At 52.6% G+C, this 24,715-nt stretch carries 12 protein-coding genes; 9 read left to right on the top strand and 3 right to left on the bottom strand.

Annotated elements, in window-relative coordinates; all coding sequences use genetic code 11:
• Positions 1-150: 150 nt before the first annotated feature.
• Positions 151-1,311 carry an MFS transporter gene (locus HP555_RS12995; RefSeq protein WP_199262999.1) on the bottom strand — a complete coding sequence of 387 codons (1,161 nt, stop codon included), beginning with the start codon at positions 1,309-1,311 and terminating at the stop codon, positions 151-153.
• A 221-nt stretch (positions 1,312-1,532) separates the two neighbouring features.
• Here HP555_RS12995 and HP555_RS12990 point away from each other — a divergent pair, with 221 nt between their 5' ends.
• From HP555_RS12990 to trmFO, 9 genes are all read left to right on the top strand, one after another.
• Positions 1,533-2,837 (top strand): 3-deoxy-D-manno-octulosonic acid transferase, encoded by a 1,305-nt coding sequence (locus tag HP555_RS12990; protein ID WP_199262998.1) that lies wholly within the window; start codon positions 1,533-1,535, stop codon positions 2,835-2,837.
• A 129-nt stretch (positions 2,838-2,966) separates the two neighbouring features.
• Positions 2,967-4,076, top strand: a complete 1,110-nt coding sequence (gene carA, locus HP555_RS12985; RefSeq protein WP_199262997.1) for a glutamine-hydrolyzing carbamoyl-phosphate synthase small subunit — start codon at positions 2,967-2,969, stop codon at positions 4,074-4,076.
• 21 nt (positions 4,077-4,097) lie between these two features.
• Entirely contained in the window at positions 4,098-7,322 is a 3,225-nt protein-coding gene (gene carB, locus HP555_RS12980) for a carbamoyl-phosphate synthase large subunit (protein ID WP_199262996.1), read from the top strand.
• A 97-nt stretch (positions 7,323-7,419) separates the two neighbouring features.
• On the top strand, positions 7,420-9,267 hold the full coding sequence (ftsH, locus tag HP555_RS12975; RefSeq protein ID WP_199262995.1) for an ATP-dependent zinc metalloprotease FtsH: 1,848 nt from the start codon (positions 7,420-7,422) through the stop codon (positions 9,265-9,267).
• A 139-nt stretch (positions 9,268-9,406) separates the two neighbouring features.
• Complete coding sequence (gene folP, locus HP555_RS12970; protein WP_199262994.1) at positions 9,407-10,222, top strand: dihydropteroate synthase; 816 nt, start codon at positions 9,407-9,409, stop codon at positions 10,220-10,222.
• A gap of 216 nt (positions 10,223-10,438) precedes the next feature.
• Positions 10,439-11,641: a 3-phosphoglycerate dehydrogenase family protein gene (locus tag HP555_RS12965; protein WP_199262993.1), complete on the top strand. Its 1,203-nt coding sequence runs from the start codon at positions 10,439-10,441 to the stop codon at positions 11,639-11,641.
• A 686-nt stretch (positions 11,642-12,327) separates the two neighbouring features.
• Positions 12,328-13,491: a methionine adenosyltransferase gene (gene metK, locus HP555_RS12960; protein WP_199262992.1), complete on the top strand. Its 1,164-nt coding sequence runs from the start codon at positions 12,328-12,330 to the stop codon at positions 13,489-13,491.
• A gap of 42 nt (positions 13,492-13,533) precedes the next feature.
• Positions 13,534-14,820 carry an adenosylhomocysteinase gene (ahcY, locus tag HP555_RS12955; RefSeq protein ID WP_199262991.1) on the top strand — a complete coding sequence of 429 codons (1,287 nt, stop codon included), beginning with the start codon at positions 13,534-13,536 and terminating at the stop codon, positions 14,818-14,820.
• Positions 14,821-14,895: 75 nt separating this feature from the next.
• Positions 14,896-16,269: a methylenetetrahydrofolate--tRNA-(uracil(54)-C(5))-methyltransferase (FADH(2)-oxidizing) TrmFO gene (trmFO, locus tag HP555_RS12950; RefSeq protein WP_199262990.1), complete on the top strand. Its 1,374-nt coding sequence runs from the start codon at positions 14,896-14,898 to the stop codon at positions 16,267-16,269.
• On the opposite strand, the gene HP555_RS12945 is transcribed toward trmFO, so the two are convergent.
• Together HP555_RS12945 and HP555_RS12940 are read right to left on the bottom strand one after the other, a co-directional pair.
• Positions 16,215-17,993: a DnaB-like helicase C-terminal domain-containing protein gene (locus HP555_RS12945; protein ID WP_199262989.1), complete on the bottom strand. Its 1,779-nt coding sequence runs from the start codon at positions 17,991-17,993 to the stop codon at positions 16,215-16,217. The genes trmFO and HP555_RS12945 overlap by 55 nt on opposite strands.
• 103 nt (positions 17,994-18,096) lie before the next feature.
• Positions 18,097-24,618, bottom strand: a complete 6,522-nt coding sequence (locus HP555_RS12940) for a HEAT repeat domain-containing protein (protein ID WP_233249189.1) — start codon at positions 24,616-24,618, stop codon at positions 18,097-18,099.
• Positions 24,619-24,715 lie beyond the last annotated feature (97 nt).

Below are 24,715 nucleotides of genomic sequence, written 5' to 3'. Positions count from 1 at the left end.
CCGGCAGGGAAAGTCCGCTTCCCCTCTGGATGATCAGAGAAGCGGGTTGGCTGATCAGATGCCTGCTTACAAAGCTGCCAACCCCTTGTCAATTAAAATGAACTGTTTCGGGGCGATCCGGGTGGATCCGGCCTTTTCAAGGGGCGATGCCTAAACACGCAGTTGCAGATGGAGCAGGAGCGAAAGTATGCAGGCTAAGGTCAGGAGCCCGATGGCCAGTCCGGCGGAGAATCCGGTGAGGCCTCTGGTCAGCATCATTCCGCCTGCTGAAGTCCCAACCGCCTGGCCAAGATAGACAATGGAGGTGTTGAGGGCGGTTGATGCTGAGGCTGCCAGTGGATCGGTTTCGATCAGACGCGCCTGTTGTGCTGCAATAGCCGGGCTCATGCCGATGCCCCAGATAAACAAGGTTAGCCCGATCAGGGGAGGAAAGGAAAGTTTCACGGTCCAGAGGATGAGGCCCAGCAGGGTGATAGCAAGAAAGGCGGTGACCGTGGCGCGTACACCGAGCCGCTGTACTGTCCGGGTTGCCGATACTGTGCCCAGGATGCTGGCACTTCCATAAGCAGCCAGAAGTGTCGCCATGGTGAACGGACTTGCCTGCACACGGCTGTTGAGTTCAACAACGATGTAGGGATACTGCATGTACTGACCGGTTATAGCCACCCCGGAGATACACAGTATACCCCAGATGTTTGCTGAGCTCAGCACTTTGTGCCAGGCAGAGGTGGAGAGATGATGGGGTCGCAAACCAACGGGCATGGTCAGAAAAACAGCGATCCCTGCCAGTGCACTGAGCCCGGCCAGGATAAAGTAGGCGATCTGCCACCCGACTACTGACCCTATCAGGTTGGTAAAAGGGATGCCGATTGCTCCGGCCAGTGACCAGCCCAGGAAAATAAAGGTGATTGCCTCTGCCCGTTTTTCCCGGACAATAAAGAGAGGTAAGGCACTGGCGGCCTGCGGTGTGAAGCCGGCGACTGCGGCAATCATGATCAGTCTGAGCGTAAGTAGGCTCTGAAAGTCTGTAACAAGTGCCGACCAGCCATGCCCGAGTGCATAGAGGAAAAGGGCTCCGGCCAGCAGGTATCGGCGGTCCATCCTGTTGGTTACATAGGCCAGAATCGGTGCCTCGATACAGAGTAAGGCGCCGCCATAGGCGATTAATGTGCCTGCAGTGGCTGCGTCCACAGAAAAAGCCTGCATGAGATCGTTCATGAGGCCTGCCGGGGCAAGGACACCGGTGCCGATGGCAAAGTTACCGGCTAACAGCGTCCAGAGAGTCGATGAGGTGGATTGTTTTTTCTTCATACGTAGGCGTCAAAACGATCATGTATGGTGGCAGATGCACGGCCCGGTGCGTTTTGTGGCAACGACCATAGAGAGTCGACAAGAGAGTTGCAACAGCTATCGGAAGATATCTGAGGAAGATCGATCTGATCACACCTTTTCTTGCTGGTTGTTGGTTATGTCAGTTGACTGTATCCGGTGACCTCTGTTATATAAACAGGTTTTTGTAGATAGAAAGGACCATGCAGCAGAGGATCGAAAAAACAGTGCTACACCGTCTCTATAGCTGGTTCGGGGCTGGATTGTATCTGGTGCTGCTCCTTATCCGCCCCTTATTGGAGCGGTTTGGCGGCAGACTGGCCTATGGTTTTCCACAGCGGTTGGGAAGGTATCCTGATGAAGCGGCAGCCGCAAAGGATGTGCAAACAATCTGGTTGCATGCCTCATCTGTTGGTGAAGTGCAGGCAGCTATTGTTCTGGTCCATGCGCTGCTCCCCACCCTTGGACAAAGGCGTATCGTTGTCACCTCAATGACCGAACAGGGACACCGGCTGGCCGGCAGCAGGATGCCGGAACAGGTGCTGTGCCTGCTGGCACCCCTTGATGTACCGCAGGCGGTTTCCAGTGCTCTGCGGTCGATACGGCCGTGCTGTTATATCTGTCTGGAAACGGAACTCTGGCCGGTCATGCTCGCAGGTGTCAGACAAACCGGTATTCCTATGCTGCTGCTGAATGGACGACTTTCGCAGCGATCATTCCATCGGTATCAGTATATTCGCACATATGTGGCCTCGCTTCTGCAGGGCTTTTCCCATGTGGCTGTTATCAGTGCGATGGATTACCAACGATATCATGCGTTAGGTGTTCCAAAGTCCCGTCTGCAGGTCTGCGGCAACCTGAAGTATGACATGCCTGCCGAGAAACCCGATGAGACACGGCAGGTAAGCAGGCAGCGGCTGCAGGTCACTGGCGAACGTGTCCTTCTTTGCGGTTCCACCCATAACGGTGAAGAGGAACAGCTGCTGACCGTCTTTCAGGCACTGGTGTCACGGGGGCCTGCTGTTCTTGTCCTTGCTCCCCGTCATTTGGAGCGGTTGCCGGCGGTGGAGGCACTGCTGCATCAGTGGAATGAACCGTTTGACCGTTTTTCAACTCTGGCGCTGTCTCGGCGGACCAGCCGGGTTGTTCTGATCGATACTATGGGTGACCTGGCAGATCTCTATGCAGGCGGTGATTATGTTTTCTGCGGTGGCAGTCTGGTGGACAGGGGGGGGCATAACATCATTGAAGCGGCTCGCTGGGGACGGGCTGTGTACTTCGGCCCTTACATGAAGGACTTCCGTGATGCAGCGGCCCTGCTTGTCGAATCCGGCGGAGGGTTTCAGGTGGCCGATGCTGCTGCAATGACCCGTCAGCTGCTCAAGGATATAGAAGATCCTGAGCACTATGCACATGCCTGCTCCTGTGCTGCTGAAATGGCGGCACAACAGCGGGGAGCAGTGGCAAGACAGGCCGCACTTGTCTGTCAGGTGTTGCTGACGGACTGATGGATACGTGCTGACTGTCAGCGGGTGTCAGTGTTGATTTCTGTTTTTTAATCAATGGCAGGGCGTTCACAACAAAACAGCCATGGTACGAGCCAAAACCATCCTCCCATTTTCCAGGAATAATAAATAATGAAAGCATTGATCGGCCTTGAAGACGGCACAGTATTAACAGCCCGCTCCTTTAGTGGGTCCGGTGAGGCTATGGGGGAGCTCGTGTTCAACACGAGCATGACAGGGTATCAGGAACTGCTGACCGATCCCTCCGGCGCGGGCCAGCTTGTCACCATGACCTATCCGCTGATTGGTAACTCCGGCGTTAATCCTGAAGATATGGAATCTGCAGGTATCCACCCGCGCGCTCTTCTGGTGCGGGAATATCAGCGCTGGCCAAGTAACTACAGAGCAACAGAGAGTTTGGCTGATTTTCTGCAGCGCAGTGGCGTACTTGGTGTTGAAGGAGTGGATACCCGTCTGCTGACGCGCAAAATCAGGACTGCCGGCACCATGAAGGCCCTGATCAGTACCGAGGACATGGATCCGGACTCTGTGGTGCGTCGTGCCCGTGCCTGGTCGGGGCTGGATGAACGTGATCTGGTGAAACAGGTGTCCTGCGTGACCAGGTATCGTTGGCAAGACGATGTTCCGTTGCCGGCGGATCACTTTGCAGAGGGCGCAGGATATAAAGTGGTTGTTTATGACTACGGTGTTAAGTACGCTCAGCTGCGTCTGTTGGCCCGTAAAGGGTGCCGAGTGCTCGTCGTACCTGCCGATACACCGGCTGAAGAGGTTCTTGCTCTGCAGCCTGACGGCGTTTTTCTTTCCAGCGGACCCGGCAATCCGGCCGCTGTGCACAACGTTGTCGGTAATGTTAAAAAGCTGTTGGGGCAGGTGCCGATATTTGGCATCTGTCTTGGTCATCTGCTGCTGGGCCTGGCTTATGGCTGCCGTACCTATAAGCTTAAAGCCGGTCATCGCGGCAGTAATCATCCGGTGAAAAATCTGCTTACCGGTAGAGTGGAGATAACCTCTCAAAGCCATGGTTTTTGCATCGACACTGCAAGTGTACCGGCGAGTGTTGAAGCAACCCATACCAATCTCAACGATAACAGCCTGGAAGGTATGCGTCACCGTGAACTGCCGGCCTTTTCCGTGCAGTATCATCCTGAGTTTGCATCCGGCCCCCACGATGCCGAATATTTGTTTGATCGGTTCATTCAACTGATGGAGCAGGCAAGCTGAACGCTTGACCGGACACAAAATATGCCCAAACGTACAGACATACAGAAGATACTTATCATCGGTTCCGGACCGATTATCATCAGCCAGGCCTGTGAATTCGATTATTCCGGGGCTCAGGCTGTGAAAGCACTCAAGGAAGAAGGGTATGAGGTGGTGCTTGTCAATTCAAACCCGGCCACAATCATGACCGACCCGGAACTTGCCGACCGCACCTATATCGAACCTATAACCCCTGAGTGTATTGCCAAGGTGATTGAACGGGAACGACCGGATGCCCTGCTGCCGACCCTGGGCGGGCAGACTGCCTTGAACACTGCTATTCAGGTGGCTGAGATGGGCGTGCTGGAAAAATTCGGCGTGGAGATGCTTGCTGCTGATGTTGCAGTTATTCGCAAGGCCGAAGGTCGGGAGGAGTTTCGTGATGCCATGCGTCGAATCGGTCTCAAGGTACCGGAGTCGGCCATTGTTCACACCATTGACGAGGCTCTGGAAGCAGCTGAGCGAATCGGCTTTCCTGTTATTGTCCGACCGAGTTTTACCCTGGGAGGGACCGGCGGCGGGGTGGCCTATAACAGAACCGAGTTACTGAAGCTCGCCACCGCAGGCATTGATCTGTCCATGACCAATGAGGTCATGCTGGAGCGCTCGCTGTTGGGATGGAAGGAGCTTGAACTTGAGGTGATGCGTGACAAGAAAGACAATGTCATCATCATCTGCACCATTGAAAATGTTGACGCCATGGGGGTGCATACCGGCGATTCGATCACAGTTGCACCAGCCCAGACGCTCACTGATAGGGAATACCGGGAGATGCGCGATGCTGCCGTTGCCATTATCCGCGAAATAGGTGTGGAGAACGGTGGTTCCAATGTTCAATTTGCCATCAATCCTGTGGATGGTGAGTTGATGGTGATCGAGATGAACCCCCGGGTGTCCCGTTCATCGGCGCTGGCTTCGAAGGCAACGGGATTTCCCATTGCGAAGATTGCCGCTAAGCTGGCAGTGGGCTATTCACTTGATGAGATTAAAAACGATATTACCCGTGAGACGTACGCCTCGTTTGAGCCGACCATTGACTACTGTGTGGTGAAAATTCCACGCTGGACCTTTGAAAAGTTTCCGGAAACCGAAGATGTTCTGACCACAGCCATGAAATCGGTGGGGGAGACAATGGCCATCGGCCGAACGTTCAAGGAGGCTTTCCAGAAGGGGATGCGTTCACTGGAAGTGGGGCGGATGGGTTTTGGTTTCGACGGTAAAGATGACATGAGCGCTCTTCACCAGGATGATGTGGAGCGGGGGTTGAGCCGTCCCAACTCGAGAAGAATCAGCTTTATCTTCGAGGCGCTGCAAAGGGGCATGACGATTGATCGTCTTTACGAGCTGAGCTATATCGACCCGTGGTTTCTGCATAATTTCAAACAGCTGACGGACAAGGGGGAAGAGATTCGCAGCCGGGGATTTGCCGGTCTGGACCGCGACTATCTTTTTGAAGTCAAGCAGTATGGTTTTTCCGATGTCCAGCTGGCCAACCTCACTGGAACCTCAGAAGATGATATCCGTCACCGGCGTGTCGAACTGGGGCTTCACCCCTCCTATAAGCTGGTGGACACGTGTGCCGCTGAGTTTGATTCCTATACCCCTTATTACTATTCCACGTACGAGCAGGAGGACGAGGGGCAACGAAGTGATCGAAAAAAAATCATAATTCTGGGTGGAGGCCCCAATCGAATCGGGCAGGGTATAGAGTTCGACTACTGCTGTGTGCATGCCTCCTTTGCCCTGCACGAGATCGGCATTGAATCGATTATGATTAACTCCAACCCGGAAACAGTCTCCACTGATTATGATACTTCCGACAAACTGTACTTTGAACCCCTGACCCGTGAAGATGTGCTCAACATCATTGACCGGGAACAGCCCGATGGCGTGATTGTCCAGTTCGGCGGCCAGACGCCGCTTAATCTGGCTGTGCCATTGGCGAAAAGAGGTGTGCCGATCATCGGCACCTCACCGGATGCAATTGATCGAGCCGAAGATCGTAAACGATTTCAACAGTTTCTGCATAAATTAGAGTTACGACAACCAGCAAACGGTACGGCCCATACCCTGGAGGAGGCCCTGTCTGTAGCTGAAGAGATCGGTTACCCGGTTGTGATGCGGCCATCGTACGTGCTCGGTGGACGTGATATGCGCATTGTGTACAACGAGCAGGGGATCCGTCATTTCATGGCGATTCCCGGAATGAGCGGCAGTGAACATCCGGTGCTGCTTGACCAGTTTCTCAAAGATGCCATTGAGGTTGATGTTGATGCGATCTGCGATGGCGAGCAAACCGTGATCGGCGGTATCATGGAGCATATAGAGGAGGCCGGGATCCACTCCGGCGACTCTGCCTGTGTTTTACCGCCGCATACCCTGTCTGTTGCGATTGTCGGCGAAATCACCGATGCTACGAAGGCCATGGCCAGGGAGCTGGGAGTTGTCGGTCTGATGAATGTCCAGTTTGCCGTTCAGGGACAGACCCTTTATGTGCTGGAGGTGAATCCCAGGGCATCACGGACCGTTCCCTTTGTGTCCAAGGCCACCGGTGTGCCGCTGGCGAAAATCGCCACTAAAGTCATGTTGGGGATGACGCTTCAGCAACTTGGTTTCACACAGGAAAAAGTGCTCCATCACTGGGCGGTTAAAGAGGCTGTTTTCCCTTTTGACCGGTTCCCCAATGTGGATACGTTGCTGGGACCTGAGATGAAATCGACCGGTGAGGTTATGGGGATAGATGAGGACCTGGGGCTGGCGCTGGCCAAGGCGCAGATGGCCTCCAATGCCCCGCTTCCGTTTCGCGGGACGGTTTTTGTCAGTGTCCGCCACGGTGACAAGGAGGCGGTAATTCCGGTGGCCAGGAAACTCCGGGAGCTCGGGTATGATATCCTGGCTACCCGCGGCACGGCAGAAAAACTTGCTGAACAGGGAATCGTGTGTACTGAGGTCAACAAGATTTCTCAGGGTCGTCCTCATATACTTGATAAGATTCAAAATGGGCAGGTGAGCTGGATCCTCAACACCTCAGCCGGCACCCGGACGACCGAAGATTCTTATATTATTCGTCGCGCTGCGCTTGATTATCATATTCCCTACACCACCACTATCACTGGAGGATTGGCTACAACCATGGCCATGGCATCCTTACGTGGCGGGGAAGTCGGGGTCAAGACCATCCAGGAATTCGCAAAGATCATTGACTGAGAGAAAATCGATGTTACAGTTAACCCTCTAACTGAATGTCCAGTCGGCAATCCTGATTGCCGGACTCTTTTAAAGATGAGACCATGGAGACAACTGTTTGAATACCTTTTATAAGAATCTTAGTATGTGGCTGGTTATCGGGTTAACCATGATCATGCTATTCCAGCTGTTTAACAAACCACATGGACAGGGTGTGTCCATTACCTACAGTGAGTTCTGGGAAAGTGTGGAAAGTGGTGCTGTCAGCAAGGTCAGCATCCAGGGCGAAGAGATCACCGGTATCGGTAAGGATGGGAAACCTTTCAAAACCATTGCTCCGGACGATACGAGTCTGATCCCGATGCTGCGGGAGTCGGCAGTGGATATTTCTGTGAAAAAACCTGAGGAAACGCCCTGGTATCTGACGGTTTTCATCTCCTGGTTTCCAATGTTGCTGCTCATCGGTGTATGGATTTTCTTCATGCGCCAGATGCAGATGGGCGGTAAAGGCGGAGCACTGTCTTTTGGAAAAACGCGGGCTAAAATGCAGGCCGAAGGGGAGGTGAAGGTTACCTTTAAAGATGTGGCCGGTGTTGATGAGGCTAAGGCAGAACTCGAAGAGATCATCGATTTTCTGCGTGATCCACAGAAATTCACGAAGCTGGGTGGTCGTATACCTAAGGGTGTGCTGTTGGCAGGAGCACCGGGAACCGGTAAAACATTACTGGCCCGCGCCATAGCCGGCGAGGCGGGAGTGCCGTTTTTTACCATCTCCGGTTCTGATTTTGTTGAGATGTTTGTTGGTGTGGGCGCTTCCCGGGTGAGAGATCTGTTCAACCAGGGGAAGAAACACGCCCCCTGTATCATCTTTATTGATGAAATCGATGCCGTGGGAAGGCATCGAGGTGCCGGTCTCGGCGGTGGTCATGATGAACGTGAGCAGACCCTCAACCAGCTGCTGGTGGAAATGGACGGCTTTGAGAGTAATGACGGGGTTATTATCATTGCAGCTACCAACCGTCCGGACGTTCTCGATCCGGCCTTGCTGCGCCCCGGCCGCTTTGATCGTCAGGTTGTGGTCCCGGTCCCTGATGTGAAGGGGCGGGAGATGATCCTGGAGATCTACGGAAAAAGAACCAAGCTGGCTGCCGATGTTGATATGTCGGTCATTGCTCGCGGTACGCCCGGTTTTTCCGGTGCTGATCTGGAAAATCTGGTGAATGAAGCTGCTTTGATGGCTGCCCGTGAAGGTAGAAATGAAGTCAATGCCGCTATGCTGGAGCTGGCCAAAGACAAGGTGATGATGGGGGCGGAACGGAAATCGTTGATCATCAGTCCAAAGGAAAAGGAGATCACTGCCTACCATGAGGCAGGGCATGCCCTGATAGCTCGACTTTTACCGGGCACTGATCCTATTCACAAGGTGACCATTATTCCCCGTGGCCGGGCCCTTGGTTTGACCATGCAGCTGCCCATGGATGAAAAGTACACGCATGCTCGAGGATATCTCTTTAACTCAATAGCCATCCTTTTTGGTGGGCGGGTTGCAGAGAAACTTGTGTTCAATGAGATCACGACCGGCGCCGGAAATGACATTGAACGGGCCAGTGAACTGGCTCGTAAAATGGTGTGCGAGTGGGGCATGAGTGATGAACTGGGGCCGCTGGCCTACGGTAAAAAGGAGGAGCATATCTTTCTTGGCCGTGAGATTGCCCAGCATCGTGATTATAGTGAGCAGACTGCTCAGAAGATAGACGCCGCAGTCAAGCAGATTATTGTTGAAGCCAATGACAAGGTGACCAGGCTGCTCCAGGACAATATGGATATCCTCAAAGCGATTGCTGATGAGCTGCTTGAGAAGGAAACCATTGTTCTTGAGGATCTGGACCGGATCATTGCGGATTTACGTAACGATCAACACGATGAAACAGAGACCGGGGAACAACCGGAAGTTCTGGAGGCATGAGTGTCCCGGCCTATCGTGAAATAGGGATACGTTTCATCGTTTAACGGTTGCTGGTTAGTAGAAAAAGAGACCGGCAAGTTAAAGCGGGAGTCTTCACGAGCTGAAGACATCCCGCTTTTTTGTTGAGGAGGATTGGCAGGTGGAACATCTGGTGCAGATAATGGGAATTCTCAACGTCACGCCTGACTCTTTTTCAGACGGCGGCGATTGGCTTGATGAAGAGTCCATGGAGAGACGTATTGATCAGCTGCTTGGTGAAGGAGCGGACATTATAGACGTCGGTGGAGAGTCAAGCCGTCCCTTTGCAGAACCGGTGGGAGTCGAAGAAGAGTTAAGGCGTGTTATTCCTGCTATTCATAAAATCCGACAACAGAGCAGCATCCCCATTTCTATTGATACCACAAAGGCTGAAGTGGCCCTTGCTGCCATTGAAGCCGGAGCAACGATGATCAACGATATCTCCGCCCTGCGCCAGGATCCGGATATGATCAGTGTTGCGCGAACCTTTACCGGTCCGGTCGTTATTATGCATATGCAGGGAAATCCTGCTGATATGCAGCTTGCTCCGTACTATGAGGACGTGCTTGCTGAAATCAATACGTTTTTTGAAGAACAGATCCGGTGGCTGGAAGAAAGAGGTCTCTCACGTCAACGGATTATTGTTGATCCCGGGATTGGTTTTGGCAAGACTGTTGAACACAATCTCATAATCCTGAAAAATATCCGTTCATTGAAGCAGCATGGTTGCCCTGTGTTGATCGGCCACTCGCGTAAATCCTTCCTGGGTCGACTGCTTCATCTGCCTGTTGAGAGTCGGGATTGTCTAACTGCACAACTCTCTGCATTCTGTGCGGAACAGGAAGTAGATATACTTCGGGTGCATGCTGTGGGGGAAACCAGACGTGCTTTAGTGTTGCACAGGTACCTGACAACGGGCACACCATATCCGGCCTGAATTCGCTGCAGGCTGTTGCCGATGGTCAGCAATGGTGGCCAGGTAGGGAGTTTCCTGATTTTTCTTGACAGGATAAAGCCTGTTGCACTAGGTTCTTCAACTTTGCCATTTGTCGTCGCAGCGAAGTGTACGCTGTGTCTTGGCAAAAAAGTACCGATCAGATACATGTTTTCTCTGATACGATTTTTTCTTACTTCTGAGATAAAGGATAACAGGATGAAACAGTTTAAAATTAAGACCATCAATGCCATCGCCAAGGAAGGGATCGGGTTGTTTGACACGCGTTTTCTCGTTGATCCGAGTGAAACCGATCCTGAGGGGATCGTGGTACGCAGTTCGAAAGTCGAACTGACGCAGTTTCCGAATTTATTGGCGATTGCCCGTGCCGGGGCCGGAGTGAACAACATCCCGGTTGAAGAGGCAACGGAAAAAGGTATCTGCGTCTTTAACACCCCGGGAGCCAATGCGAATGCTGTTGTTGAGCTGGTGTATACCTCACTTGGTATATGGCTGCGGAATGTGGAAAAGAGTATTGAGTTCTGCCAGGGATTGACCGGCATGAACGACGATGAGATTAACCGAGAAGTGGAGGCACGGAAAAAGAAGTTTAAAGGGGAGGAGATGGCCGGAAAGACCATGGCGGTGTTCGGTCTCGGCAAGATCGGTGTGGGGGTGGCAAATGCCGGTTTGCACCATGGTATGCGGGTTTTTGGCTTTGATCCTTTCCCGGCCCTTGATAATATCCACCATCTTTCACCTGAGGTAACCCTGGCCCGCTCCCGGAAAGAGGCGCTGGCTCAGGCTGATTTCATCTCCATTCACATGCCGCTCAACAAAAATACTCATGGGTATGTGACGGAAAAAGATTTTCTTGAATTTGTAAAGCCCGGCGCTGTGCTGATCAACTATGCCCGTGGCCCTATTGTTGATGAAGATGCGGTGCTTGCAGCTTTGGCCAGTGATAAGTTGCGTGGGCATGTTTCTGATTTTCCGTCGGTAAAATTCCTTGGGCATGACCAGATTCTGGTCACCCCGCATTTGGGGGCATCAACATCGGAGTCAGAGGAAAACTGCGCCACCATGGCGGTGAAGGAGCTGAAAAACTATTTAGAGTTCGGCAACATTGTTCACAGTGTCAATTTTCCGAATATCGAAACCATTCCCACCGTTGATGTCCACACCCGTCTGACCGTTATAAACCGTGATCAGCCCGGGATGATTGCCATGATCAGTAATATCCTCGGTGACAAGCATATTAATATCAAGAACTACACGAACAAGAGCAACGGTACTGTCGGCTACAATATCATCGACTGCGCCGGACCTGTTCCAGTGGATGTACAGGAAAAAATTGCTGAACAGGAAGGTGTATTGCGGGTACGGATGATACCGCTTGAGATCCGTGGCAGACAGGTATGAGCTGTGTAAAGACTACCCAGGTGACGTTAAAAATATGAGTTGATGGTAAAAAAAAGATAACAAGATATCGCTCTGATATTACGGTATTTTTTGTGATTCTTGCCTTTGTCTGCTGATTTCGGTATAAAATATTGCATTTTTATGGATGCGTTGATGCCTGAACATGCACTGCGTTATTGCTGTATCAGCCTGGAAAGACGGGTGTTTTTAAAAAAAAGAAACTGATGGGTGTTTTGGCGCATCTTTTGCATTAATAAAAGTAATTCTTCATCTCTTCTCTCCTTTTCCGGCCTGATTTCTTGCAGATCAGGCCGGTTTTTTTTGTGCAGATGGTGAAAGTGTACTGTTTTCTTGGTCCTGCCTCCTTTCCTGGTCAGCGGTGAAGGGTCAGGACAGCTCCGAGAAGTCGTCTGCAGCAGCGATGAGACGCTGTTGATCAAACAGCTGGCAGTGTTGAAATAATTGTATGAATTGAGTATAAATCGCATCTTTGTTTGTTCATCTTAGTGAGCACTCGTTCGCTTTGCAAAGAAGAGAGACGACATGTTTCTCGATGCAAGTGAATTCGTCTTTGCTGCCGCCGCTGGTACTGTCGCCGGTACGCTCCGGTTTTGTCTCAGAACAGCTCATTATGTACGCGTCTTGTCACGCACAAGACTTTTTTCCCTCTCTATTAAGGAAGACTCATGGCTCATCATCTTTTTACCTCAGAATCGGTTTCTGAAGGGCACCCGGATAAGGTCGCCGATCAAATCTCCGACGCTATTCTTGACGCTATTCTTACCAGGGACAAGTATGCCCGTGTTGCCTGTGAGAGTCTTGTCACCACCGGCATGGCACTTATTGCCGGTGAGATTACAACCTCAGCATGGGTGGATATGCCGCAGATTGTGCGTCAGACTATTCGTGCAATCGGATACAATTCGTCTGATATGGGATTTGATTGGCAATCCTGTGCCGTGCTGACCACCATTGATAAACAGTCTGCTGATATTGCCCAGGGCGTCAACGAGGGGTCAGGGTTTGATCTTGATCAGGGCGCCGGTGATCAGGGGTTGATGTTCGGTTATGCCTGCAATGAAACAGAGGTGCTGATGCCAATGCCGATCACCTATGCCCATGCTCTTATGAAACGTCAATCCGATGTCCGCAAGGCCGGTATTTTGCCATGGCTGCGACCGGATGCCAAGAGTCAGGTCACCATCGAATATGATGGTAGCGTCCCTAAACGGGTTGAGGCAATCGTACTTTCCACCCAGCACAGTCCTGACATCACTTATGAGCTCCTGAAGGAGGGAGTGATGGAGGAGATCATTAAACCGATCATTCCGTCTGCCATGGTTGACGCCAATACCAAATATTTTATCAATCCCACCGGTCGGTTTGTGATCGGAGGGCCGGTGGGCGACTGCGGGGTTACCGGTCGAAAGATCATTGTTGACTCCTATGGCGGCCGCGGTTCACACGGTGGAGGTGCTTTTTCCGGTAAGGATCCGTCCAAGGTGGATCGATCTTCATCGTATATGGGGCGCTACGTAGCTAAAAATATCGTTGCTGCCGGTCTGGCCTCTGAGGTCGAAGTGCAGGTAGCCTATGCCATCGGTATCTCCAAACCTGTCTCCATTAACGTTAAAACCTTTGGTACCGGTACGATTGCAGATGAACGACTGGTACAGGTGATTGATCAGGTTTTCGACCTCCGGCCCAAGGCTATTATTCAGCAGCTGGATTTACTGCGTCCCATTTATTCGAAGACTGCAGTTTATGGTCACTTTGGCCGAGAACTCCCTGAGTTCACATGGGAACGCACGGATAAAGTTGACGCTTTGCGGGCTGCGGCCGGACTGTGAGAAAAAACGGACATTCATTTTTCGTAAGGAAAGAGGTGAGATATGAGTGACTACAAGGTCGCTGATTTGAATTTGGCTGCCTGGGGACGCAGGGAGATTGCCATCGCTGAAACCGAGATGCCGGGCTTGATGGCCATTCGTCAGGAATTCAGGGGAAGCAGGCCGTTGACCGGTGCACGTATTGCCGGTTGTCTGCACATGACCATTCAAACCGCTGTTCTGATGGAAACGCTTGTTGAGCTGGGAGCAGAGTTACGCTGGTCGTCCTGCAATATTTTTTCTACGCAGGATCATGCCGCCGCAGCAATGGTGGTTGCCGGTATCCCCACTTTCGCCTGGAAAGGAGAGACTGAGGAGGAGTTTTGGTGGTGTATTGATCAGACCATTTTTGGGCCTGATAACTGGCGGCCCAATATGATTCTGGATGATGGTGGTGATCTCACCAAGATCATGCATGAAAAGTACCCGGAATTGATGCGAGAGGTACGCGGGATCTCCGAAGAGACCACCACCGGTGTTCACCGGTTGTATGAGATGACCCGACAGGGAACATTACTGGCACCGGCTTTTAATGTGAACGATTCTGTGACCAAGTCAAAATTTGACAACCTTTACGGATGCCGGGAATCGTTACTTGATGGTATCAAGCGTGCAACCGACGTGATGATTGCCGGTAAGATTGCGGTTGTGGTTGGGTATGGTGATGTGGGGAAAGGTTGCGCTCAGGCCTTGCGCGGCATGGGAGCCACTGTTCTGGTTACCGAGATTGATCCGATCTGTGCGCTTCAGGCGGCCATGGAAGGGTACCGGGTGGTGACCATGGAAGAGGCTGCCCCGAAAGGCAATATCTTTGTCACCTGCACAGGAAACCTTCGGGTCATTACTCGCGCTCACATGGAGGCCATGCCGGATCAGGCTATTGTCTGTAATATAGGTCATTTTGATTCTGAAATCGATATTGAGGGGATCCGCCACCTGCCGTGGGAAAATATTAAGCCACAGGTCGATCATGTTATCTTTGCAGACGGCAAGCGCCTGATCGTTTTAGCGGAGGGGCGACTGGTCAATCTTGGCTGTGCCACCGGACATCCCAGTTTTGTGATGAGCAACTCCTTTACCAATCAGGTGCTGGCGCAAATCGAGTTGTGGACAAACAGCCAACAGTACGAACATCAGGTCTATGTTCTTCCGAAACACCTTGACGAAAAGGTAGCCCGGCTCCACCTGGACAAAATTGGCGCCCGGTTAACCACCCTGACTCCGGAGCAGGCCGAGTATATCGGTGTCTCGATTGACGGTCCCTATAAACCGGATCATTATCGCTATTGATCGTCTTCTGCACAAGAGTTCATAGCAGTCAGGGTGACAACACATATCTTGCATGGTGACCGGAGGGAGAACAGGATGTGTGGAGCGCCACAGGTAACGGTGATCGGCGGCGGATTGGCCGGCTGTGAGGCAGCCTGGCAGGCTGCAGAGCTGGGGATAAGGGTTGTTCTCTATGAGATGAAACCGATCCGCTTCAGCCCTGCCCATGAGATGACGCAGCTGGGTGAACTCGTCTGTTCCAATTCATTTCGTTCGAACCACGTTGATACAGCCGCCGGTTTGCTGAAACAGGAGATGCGGTTACTGGGGTCACTGATCATGCAGGTTGCAGAGAACAGTGCAGTACCTGCAGGAACCGCGTTGGCTGTTGACCGGAGACATTTTGCCGCCCAGGTGACGTCTGCGATCGAATCCCATCCCCTTATAACGATACATCGGCAAGAGATTAAACAGCTTCCCAACAGTGACAATGGGCCGGTGGTTTTGGCTGCCGGTCCGCTTTTGACCGGAGAGCTTGCCGAGGCCTTACGTACGTTGACCGGCAGTGAACACTTGGCCTTTTATGATGCCATTGCGCCGGTCGTTGATGCTGAGAGCCTTGATTATACAGTTGTTTATCGCAAGTCGCGGTGGGATGATACTGGAGTCGGTGATTATCTGAACTGCCCCATGAACCAGGAGCAATACCACCACTTTATTACCCTGTTACAACAGGCCAAAAGTGTACCACTGCACACCTTTGAAGACCCGCGCTACTTTGAAGGATGTCTGCCTGTTGAGGTCATGTGTGCCCGGGGAAGTGAAACCTTGCGTTACGGGCCTTTGAAACCAGTGGGATTGGCACACCCGATTACCGGTGTCTTGCCCCATGCGGTGGTGCAACTGCGGCCTGAAAACCGGGCCGGTACCATGTATAACCTGGTGGGGTTTCAGACTAAGCTGACCTATGGTGAACAGCAACGGGTCTTTCGCACCATTCCGGGTCTTGAACAGGCTGTGTTTCTGCGGCTTGGCTCAATCCATCGCAACACCTTTGTGTGTGCGCCCCGGGTGCTGCAGAAGACATTACAGTGTGAACAGGCCTCGCACCTCTTCATTGCCGGCCAGCTCAGCGGTATTGAAGGGTATATCGAATCTGCAGCCATGGGGTTGATTGCCGGGATAAACGCCGGTCGAATGTCTCTGGGAAAGCGGCTGGTGTCTCCTCCGCCTGCAACGGCTCACGGTGCCTTGATAAGCCATCTTACCACGTCGGATCCTGCCCATTTTCAGCCTTCAAATATTAATTTTGGTCTGTTTCCACCTCTGCCGGGTAGAAAAGTACGGAAGAAAATACGCGGCCAGCTTCGAGCAGAGCTGGCATTGGCACAGATAAGAGATTGGCGGAAGGAACTTCACATTGAAACTGCTTCTTCTGTAAATCCCCAGAACGGGAAATCAAGCCGATAGGCAGCCACCTTCCCGGGGCTCTGTTCGCGACTGGCCACCAGCCAGAGTTCGTTGCATCGATCCGTTGGAGGCGTGGCATCAAAGGGGGCCCATTGAGGGAGTAGCACCATGGCATTGTCCGCAGAGTACCCAATATCTCCCGAACCCTTAAAGGATCCGAGATGGGGCAGCTGTTCGAACTGGCCGTCGGTACTGCGTTCGAGTTCTGAAATAACGAGAAAGGTAACTCCCAGCTCATCACGAATTGCCTCCAGATGTCTGAGCCAGCCGTCGATGCCACTGCGTTTTTGACTGATGTCCTTGAAAGGCAGTTTGTGCAGGCTGTCAATCACCACAACCGTGTAGGGGCTGTTGGTTTCATGGCGCAGAAAATCAATATGACGTCGCATGATCTCCGGCGAGAGTTTGCGGTCATTGACCACACGCAGCCAGTGGAGCAGAGCCTGCAGTTGTTTTTTCGACTGCTGAAGTCGTTGTTGTTCCAGCGACACTAGATTGTTCTGTTTGATCTGGTCGATGGCGAGTCGGCTTAAGCGACTGAGGATGCGCAGGTAGATTTTTTGTCGGCCGTTTTCAAAGTCGTAATAGATGACCGGAATTTTTCGCAGCGCCATCTCTGAGGCGATTTGAATAAAAAATGTCGATTTACCGGCCTTGGGTGTTCCTCCCATGATATTGATACCATGGATACCGTTAAGGGCCTGATCCATTCGGATAAAACCGGTGGTAAGGCTGGTGTAGGAGTCACCGGACTCCATGGCCAGGCGTTCATTAAAGGTCTGGTATTCACCGGCTGGGCTGGAAAACGGTGAGAAAGCCCGTGCCTCTTTCAGCAGGGTAAAAACCTGTTTTTGAAAAACCGGGCCGGTGGTGGCGGCTAACTGGAAAATAGAGCTGTTACGTGCAGCGTGTTCCGGCCAGCGGATCAGGCGCACCTTATAACCGGTCCTGGTGGCAAAGGATCTGGCCATGGCTGCAGATTCGGCACCGTGATTGACCCAAAGAAAGACAGTCCTGATCCACTGCAGTCTACGAGTGTCCAGATGTTCAAGATCACCTGCGGTTGGTACAGCAATGCCCGGTAGACCGATCTGTTTGAGAGGGAGCAGGTTTTGTTCACCTTCGACAACAAAGAGCGCCCCGTTTTCGCAGTGTTCAACTGCCGGTCCATTAAACAGGCAGAACGGTTCAACGGCAAAACGCTCGTCTCCATACCAGAAAGAATCTTCCGGCCGTTCCGGGTGTACACAACGGGCTGCATAGCAGTTGCCATCCGGTTGGATATACGGATAGACGAGATAGCGGCCATTATACCCGATGTGCAGCTCTTTTATTATTTTTTCAGAAATGGGCACAGTCTGAAAAGAGGAGGGCGGCTCCCCAATGAGCTTATCGACAAAACCAGGTAGTTCGTGGTTGATGTTTTTTGCGGGATAGTCAACATCATGGCCAAAATATTCCCGATCCGGGTCGAATCCCGGCACCTCGGCAGAACTGATTCCACGAAGTCGGGCAAAGTGCAGGGGAAAACCTCCGGGAACACAGAGGCTGGAACATCGAAAATAACCGTGGAAAAAGTTTTCCGGATTGAGAACAGCGGTTAACTGACCTTTTTCTTGTGCATCTTTTTGAGCACAGAAGGGACAGGGGGCATAGAGCACAGAGTTCTTGAGTTTTGCTCCCGGCAGGTGTTGAAGATAAAAGCGAGCAATGACGTTGGGCATAACTGGAAGATATCTATCGCGAAAAAATTGACTGCAGATTGCCGGGAATTAAACGTAAACAGTGAAACTCCATCTGCAGGAGAGAAATACGGTAATGCACGAGTTATCCTAAAATGTTCTGCAATGCCTGTGATGCAAGAGGTTGGTCGAATTTGAAATGAACGGAAAAGTCGTTTTCTAAAACCTGAAACGGCTGAATACCGATGACCAGGCCTTTTAAATGCATGAATTGGATTTTACCGCCAACCGGAAGAACGATCTGCATTTTTCTGCCGAGTAAAAGCCGTGCATTTTCCTGACGGGATATCCGGATCAGAAAGGCCAGACCACCCAGCGAAATGTCGATGGTTTCGGCACGAAATCCACGGCCGATAGGTTTTTCCAGGTTGTTGATCGGCTGAACCTGGATTTTACGTGAAAGAGAGTAACGATGATCGGTTCGCCGCTCCAGCCCTTTTTTCTCCAGCGTTGTACGTATGGTGTTATTGGCAAGGTAGTAGGTGTGCAGTTTGCCACGCAAACCTGGAAACTGCTCTTGCCACGCAGCTAATGCGGCTTGAGGTAAAACGTGTACTCTTGATGGTGTCAATGAAGTCAGGGTTGCGGTCCAGACAGATGGTGTAAAGAAGTTTTCTCCGACCATCTCTCCACGGTTCAACGTAGTTATAAATAACTCCCGTGTCCCAACACGATGAGAGACTTTGACGCTGCCCTGGGTGATGAAAAAGAGGGCATCGTTTTTGTCACCCTGGCTGACGATCGTATCTTCCGGTTTATACTGCTGTTCATTGAGTTCATGGTAGATTGTCTGAAATTCCTGGGCTGTAAGATGCTTTCGTAAGGTTGCCCATATCTCCTTGTCTTCTTCTTTGATTGTACCCATCTTTGCCTGCTCAATAAGTTCACCAGTGCGTATAATAGGGCCGAGTGCCATGCCGTCTATTTCATAGATACGTTCTCTGAGTCGTTCAGCGGTTTTAAAATCTCCGGCTTGGGCAGTAGCACTAATAAGATCGACTAGCTGTTGTATGGCTGATTCTCGTTTGCCTTCATCAGCAAGCTGAAAAATGGCGGCTTCCTGTTCCGTCACCGTCTCAGCGGCAGGAAGGGATGATGGCGGTGTTGTCTCTTTAGAAGGCCCTCTGTCGATGGCTGCAGATTCTTCCAGCGACCGTTGCTCAGTTGCCTTTCGTATCTGTTTCAGGGCGGTTACAGCTGCCTGGCGAACCTCATCACTGTAACCAGCGATTCCAAGCATGGTTTTACTTTCCGCCACCCGTGTCAGCGAAGCTCCTGCACGTCTTGAACCGATGTTCCCCAGCGTTCGACAGATAGCCAGTTGCAGATCATGTTCACCTTTACCTGCAAAGGATTTCGTGCTTTCCAGCAGTTCGGTTAATGGTCGAACAAATCGCTCGTCATGGTGCGTGGCAATGAGCTGAACCACTTTAGGCTTTAAGGTGTTGTCCGCTGTCTGAAGGGTCTGGAGCAGAAAATCTTTAAGATCTTCGTTGCCGATTTTTACTGACGCGTTGAGGACCTCTTCCTGGACACGAACGTCTGAATGATGGATAAACGGTTGAATAGTGGTAAAGAGCTCGGGGGTACCGATATCTCCAAGTAAGCGAATAATGTTGCGGACCACAAACCATGGAGGATCTTTCTGCAGCTGCTCCAGTAGAATGGATAAGGCCGGGTTTCCTGTTTGTTTGATCAGACTCAACAACCTTTTCCGTTCAAACCGACTGTCGCTGTCCATCAGCTGCTGTAATTGGTACTCTGCTGATTCGGTTCCCAGTTCACCAAGCAATCGCGCTGCAGCCTCCTGATGAGTTTCAGAGTGGAGATACAGCTCGAGCAGATGTTCCAGTGTCGGTACAGTACTCAGTTTTTTGAGTGCTGCTGCCGCGTGTTGGCGAACAGAGGGATCAACAGGATCGTCGGTTGCTGTGTGTGCGGTAAGCGAGCGAAGGATCTGTGCTGTCTCCGCTGCCTGGGTATATCGTTTTTCTGTCAGATACTGTTTGGTCAGGGCACCAATGGCGACGGTAACCTGCTCTGCGGCCTGTTCGCTGATGCCTCCTGTTTGTAACCCGCGCTGTAAGGCCGGTAACAACCTTTTTAATCGCTCCCATTGGCCCATGTTGACGAACTGCTCACTGACGGCTGCCAGTGCGGTGAAGGCGTTCCGGCTGATTGACGGTTCAGGATTTTGTGTACCGATGGCCAGCTGCATGAGCAGGTCGTCAGCTTTCTTCTCTTCGTTGCTGTTGAGCAGGTCATGAATGATTGTTGGCAGCGCTTCCAGGAGTGCCTTTTTATTGAGAGCCCTGAGGTCGCCCTGGAGAAGGGAATGTAAACCTGTCTGTACAGTAGTTTGGCGTTTTTCCTCGGTTGCTTTTTTCTTGGCCTGGTACAGGGCAACCAAACTTCGCATCTTCTCTTTACGAGCTGTTTGTTGAAGTTTTTGAAAGGTTTTTTCCACCTCCGTGTCCTTGAGATCACCCTGTTCGCTGCCGGAACTTTCGGCAAGTGTCTTGATGTGTGTTATCAGTTTTTCCAGTTTATCTTCCGATAACCGGCTGATGACCTGACGATACAACTGGTCGCCAAAAAGGCTTTTATATTTATGCACCAAAAGCCGGCCGAGACTTTTTTCATCGAGAGTAATCAGTTGTGAGGCAACTTGCGAGGCAATGAGGACTTGTTGTGCAGGGTCGAACAGAGAGTCGCAACGAGTGAGGAGCTGCTCAAAAGTGGCTAATGCGTCATTGGAAGTGGTTGTTTCTGCAAGATCACTGACCTGTCTGGCTGCGGCCGTGATAACCGGTGCCGACCACTCCGGCTGTCTGAGGCGTTGGAGCAGGTGTTCGGGCAGCTGGCTGATCGGTGTGTCCGGGTTAAGCAGCAGCTGTCGTGCATCGATGTTCTGGGCAATGGCCTTGCTGAGCTCCGGTCCCCGCCTGGTCTGTGCCAGCCGCTTGAACAGGATATCATCAACAGGCTTGAAGCCGGGATCCTTGTCTTTACCGATCTGCAGCGGGATGTCGCTGATCAGGGTGGCAACCATGCGGTTGAGCTGCTTTGGGGTGAGGTGTTCAATGGTCTCGTCCAGCAGCTGGTCTGACACCTGGTTGAGGACCTGGGAGTAGAGCTGCTCGCCAAAGAGTCCCTTGAACCGCTGGGCCAGGATATTGCCCAGTGCAATGCCTTCCATGGAGGCCAGTTCAGCTCCGGCCTGCCGGGCAACCCGGGTCTGCTGCTCCTTGCTCAGCAGCTGTTCGTAGTGGGCAAGCATGCGGTTAAAGGCGGCAAAATCAGTCTGGCCTTCTGTGTGGGCCTGCGGATCACTGACCTGTCTGGCTGCGGCCGTGATAACCGGTGCCGACCACTCCGGCTGTCTGAGGCGTTGGAGCAGGTGTTCGGGCAGCTGGCTGATCGGTGTGTCCGGGTTAAGCAGCAGCTGTCGTGCATCGATGTTCTGGGCAATGGCCTTGCTGAGCTCCGGTCCCCGCCTGGTCTGTGCCAGCCGCTTGAACAGGATATCATCAACAGGCTTGAAGCCGGGATCCTTGTCTTTACCGATCTGCAGCGGGATGTCGCTGATCAGGGTGGCAACCATGCGGTTGAGCTGCTTTGGGGTGAGGTGTTCAATGGTCTCGTCCAGCAGCTGGTCTGACACCTGGTTGAGGACCTGGGAGTAGAGCTGCTCGCCAAAGAGTCCCTTGAACCGCTGGGCCAGGATATTGCCCAGTGCAATGCCTTCCATGGAGGCCAGTTCAGCTCCGGCCTGCCGGGCAACCCGGGTCTGCTGCTCCTTGCTCAGCAGCTGTTCGTAGTGGGCAAGCATGCGGTTAAAGGCGGCAAAATCAGTCTGGCCTTCTGTGTGGGCCTGCGGATCACTGACCTGTCTGGCTGCGGCCGTGATAACCGGTGCCGACCACTCCGGCTGTCTGAGGCGTTGGAGCAGGTGTTCGGGCAGCTGGCTGATCGGTGTGTCCGGGTTAAGCAGCAGCTGTCGTGCATCGATGTTCTGGGCAATGGCCTTGCTGAGCTCCGGTCCCCGCCTGGTCTGTGCCAGCCGCTTGAACAGGATATCATCAACAGGCTTGAAGCCGGGATCCTTGTCTTTACCGATCTGCAGCGGGATGTCGCTGATCAGGGTGGCAACCATGCGGTTGAGCTGCTTTGGGGTGAGGTGTTCAATGGTCTCGTCCAGCAGCTGGTCTGACACCTGGTTGAGGACCTGGGAGTAGAGCTGCTCGCCAAAGAGTCCCTTGAACCGCTGGGCCAGGATATTGCCCAGTGCAATGCCTTCCATGGAGGCCAGTTCAGCTCCGGCCTGCCGGGCAACCCGGGTCTGCTGCTCCTTGCTCAGCAGCTGTTCGTAGTGGGCAAGCATGCGGTTAAAGGCGGCAAAATCAGTCTGGCCTTCTGTGTGGGCCTGCGGATCACTGACCTGTCTGGCTGCGGCCGTGATAACCGGTGCCGACCACTCCGGCTGTCTGAGGCGTTGGAGCAGGTGTTCGGGCAGCTGGCTGATCGGGGTGTCCGGGTTAAGCAGCAGCTGTCGTGCATCGATGTTCTGGGCAATGGCCTTGCTGAGCTCCGGTCCCCGCCTGGTCTGTGCCAGCCGCTTGAACAGGATATCATCAACAGGCTTGAAGCCGGGATCCTTGTCTTTACCGATCTGCAGCGGGATGTCGCTGATCAGGGTGGCAACCATGCGGTTGAGCTGCTTGGGGGTGAGGTGTTCAATGGTCTCGTCCAGCAGCTGGTCTGACACCTGGTTGAGGACCTGGGAGTAGAGCTGCTCGCCAAAGAGTCCCTTGAACCGCTGGGCCAGGATATTGCCCAGTGCAATGCCTTCCATGGAGGCCAGTTCAGCTCCGGCCTGCCGGGCAACCCGGGTCTGCTGCTCCTTGCTCAGCAGCTGTTCGTAGTGGGCAAGCATGCGGTTAAAGGCGGCAAAATCAGTCTGGCCTTCTGTGTGGGCCTGCGGATCACTGACCTGTCTGGCTGCGGCCGTGATAACCGGTGCCGACCACTCCGGCTGTCTGAGGCGTTGGAGCAGGTGTTCGGGCAGCTGGCTGATCGGGGTGTCCGGGTTAAGCAGCAGCTGTCGTGCATCGATGTTCTGGGCAATGGCCTTGCTGAGCTCCGGTCCCCGCCTGGTCTGTGCCAGCCGCTTGAACAGGATATCATCAACAGGCTTGAAGCCGGGATCCTTGTCTTTACCGATCTGCAGCGGGATGTCGCTGATCAGGGTGGCAACCATGCGGTTGAGCTGCTTGGGGGTGAGGTGTTCAATGGTCTCGTCCAGCAGCTGGTCTGACACCTGGTTGAGGACCTGGGAGTAGAGCTGCTCGCCAAAGAGTCCCTTGAACCGCTGGGCCAGGATATTGCCCAGTGCAATGCCTTCCATGGAGGCCAGTTCAGCTCCAGCCTGCCGGGCAACCCGGGTCTGCTGCTCCTTGCTCAGCAGCTGTTCGTAGTGGGCAAGCATGCGGTTAAAGGCGGCAAAATCAGTCTGGCCTTCTGTGTGGGCCTGCGGATCACTGACCTGTCTGGCTGCGGCCGTGATAACCGGTGCCGACCACTCCGGCTGTCTGAGGCGTTGGAGCAGGTGTTCGGGCAGCTGGCTGATCGGTGTGTCCGGGTTAAGCAGCAGCTGTCGTGCATCGATGTTCTGGGCAATGGCCTTGCTGACATCAGGCGGACCTGTCTGTTCCAGGTGTGTAATCCAGGAGAGTGCATTGTCAGCAGTCATGGGATGCTGCCGCACATCTCCCTGGGGTGACAAGATGTGCTGCAGGGTGAGATTTGAAAGTAAGGAATGAAGATGTTCAGGTGGAATGCGGTTGAAGATCGTACTTAAAACACTGTCGGTATCCGCTGTGATTGGCAGATGAGCAACAAGTTGTGCGAGCACTGAAGGATCAAGGCCTGCCAGGTGGTTTGCGATACCGGCTATTTTCTGGTCATGTGCAGCAGCTCCGGGTTCCTGACTCAGTTGTTGTAAAAGATCGATGACTGTTTTGTTGATATCTTCGGACTGTTCGTCTGAAATAGTCCCTGTAGCCGACAGTTGACCGATGAGTTGATCAACCAATGTCGACGAAACACCCGGGATCATTTCCTGAGCACCATGCTCAAGGATAAAATTGGTCAACTCTTCGTCGCTGATATCAAGTCCGGATCCGATCAGTTCCTCGTTAACGACCTGTTCGCCTTCACGGAGGACAACATACTTCATGGTATCAACGGTGACAGAGGTAATATCCGCTTCGGATAACAATGAGGCTATAGATCTGCTCGCCTCTTTTTCCGCTAAGAATGAAGAAAGAAGTTCAACAAAGAAGCTGCATTCTCTGGTGGTGAACGCTTCATGGAAGGTGAGTGAATGAATCTGCAACCGGTTAAAAAGGGTGATCAGACCCTGGATCTGCGGGCGAGCGTGGTCTTTGTCTGTGAGATGTTCTCCGCAGATAAGCAGCCTGCCGTCTGAACAGGCAATGGTGACTGATCTTTCTGTTGTCTGATGCGTCAGGAGTGCACTGAATGTCTTAAAGAAAAAGTCATTGCTCCGCTGGACCTGCGGGTTGGTGCTTGGATAAAGCCGCATTGTTCTGAGGGCCGTATACAAACGGACAGAGAAGTCCAGGAGCAGACTGTGGCGATCGGTGGCAGAGGAAGGAGATGAGAAAGTCATGGTAGAGTGG

This window comes from Desulfobulbus oligotrophicus (genome assembly GCF_016446285.1).
GTDB classification, from domain to species: Bacteria; Desulfobacterota; Desulfobulbia; order Desulfobulbales; family Desulfobulbaceae; genus Desulfobulbus; species Desulfobulbus oligotrophicus.
The sequence above is the reverse complement of the archived record's forward strand: the minus strand, read 5'-3'. Positions and strand labels throughout refer to the sequence as shown.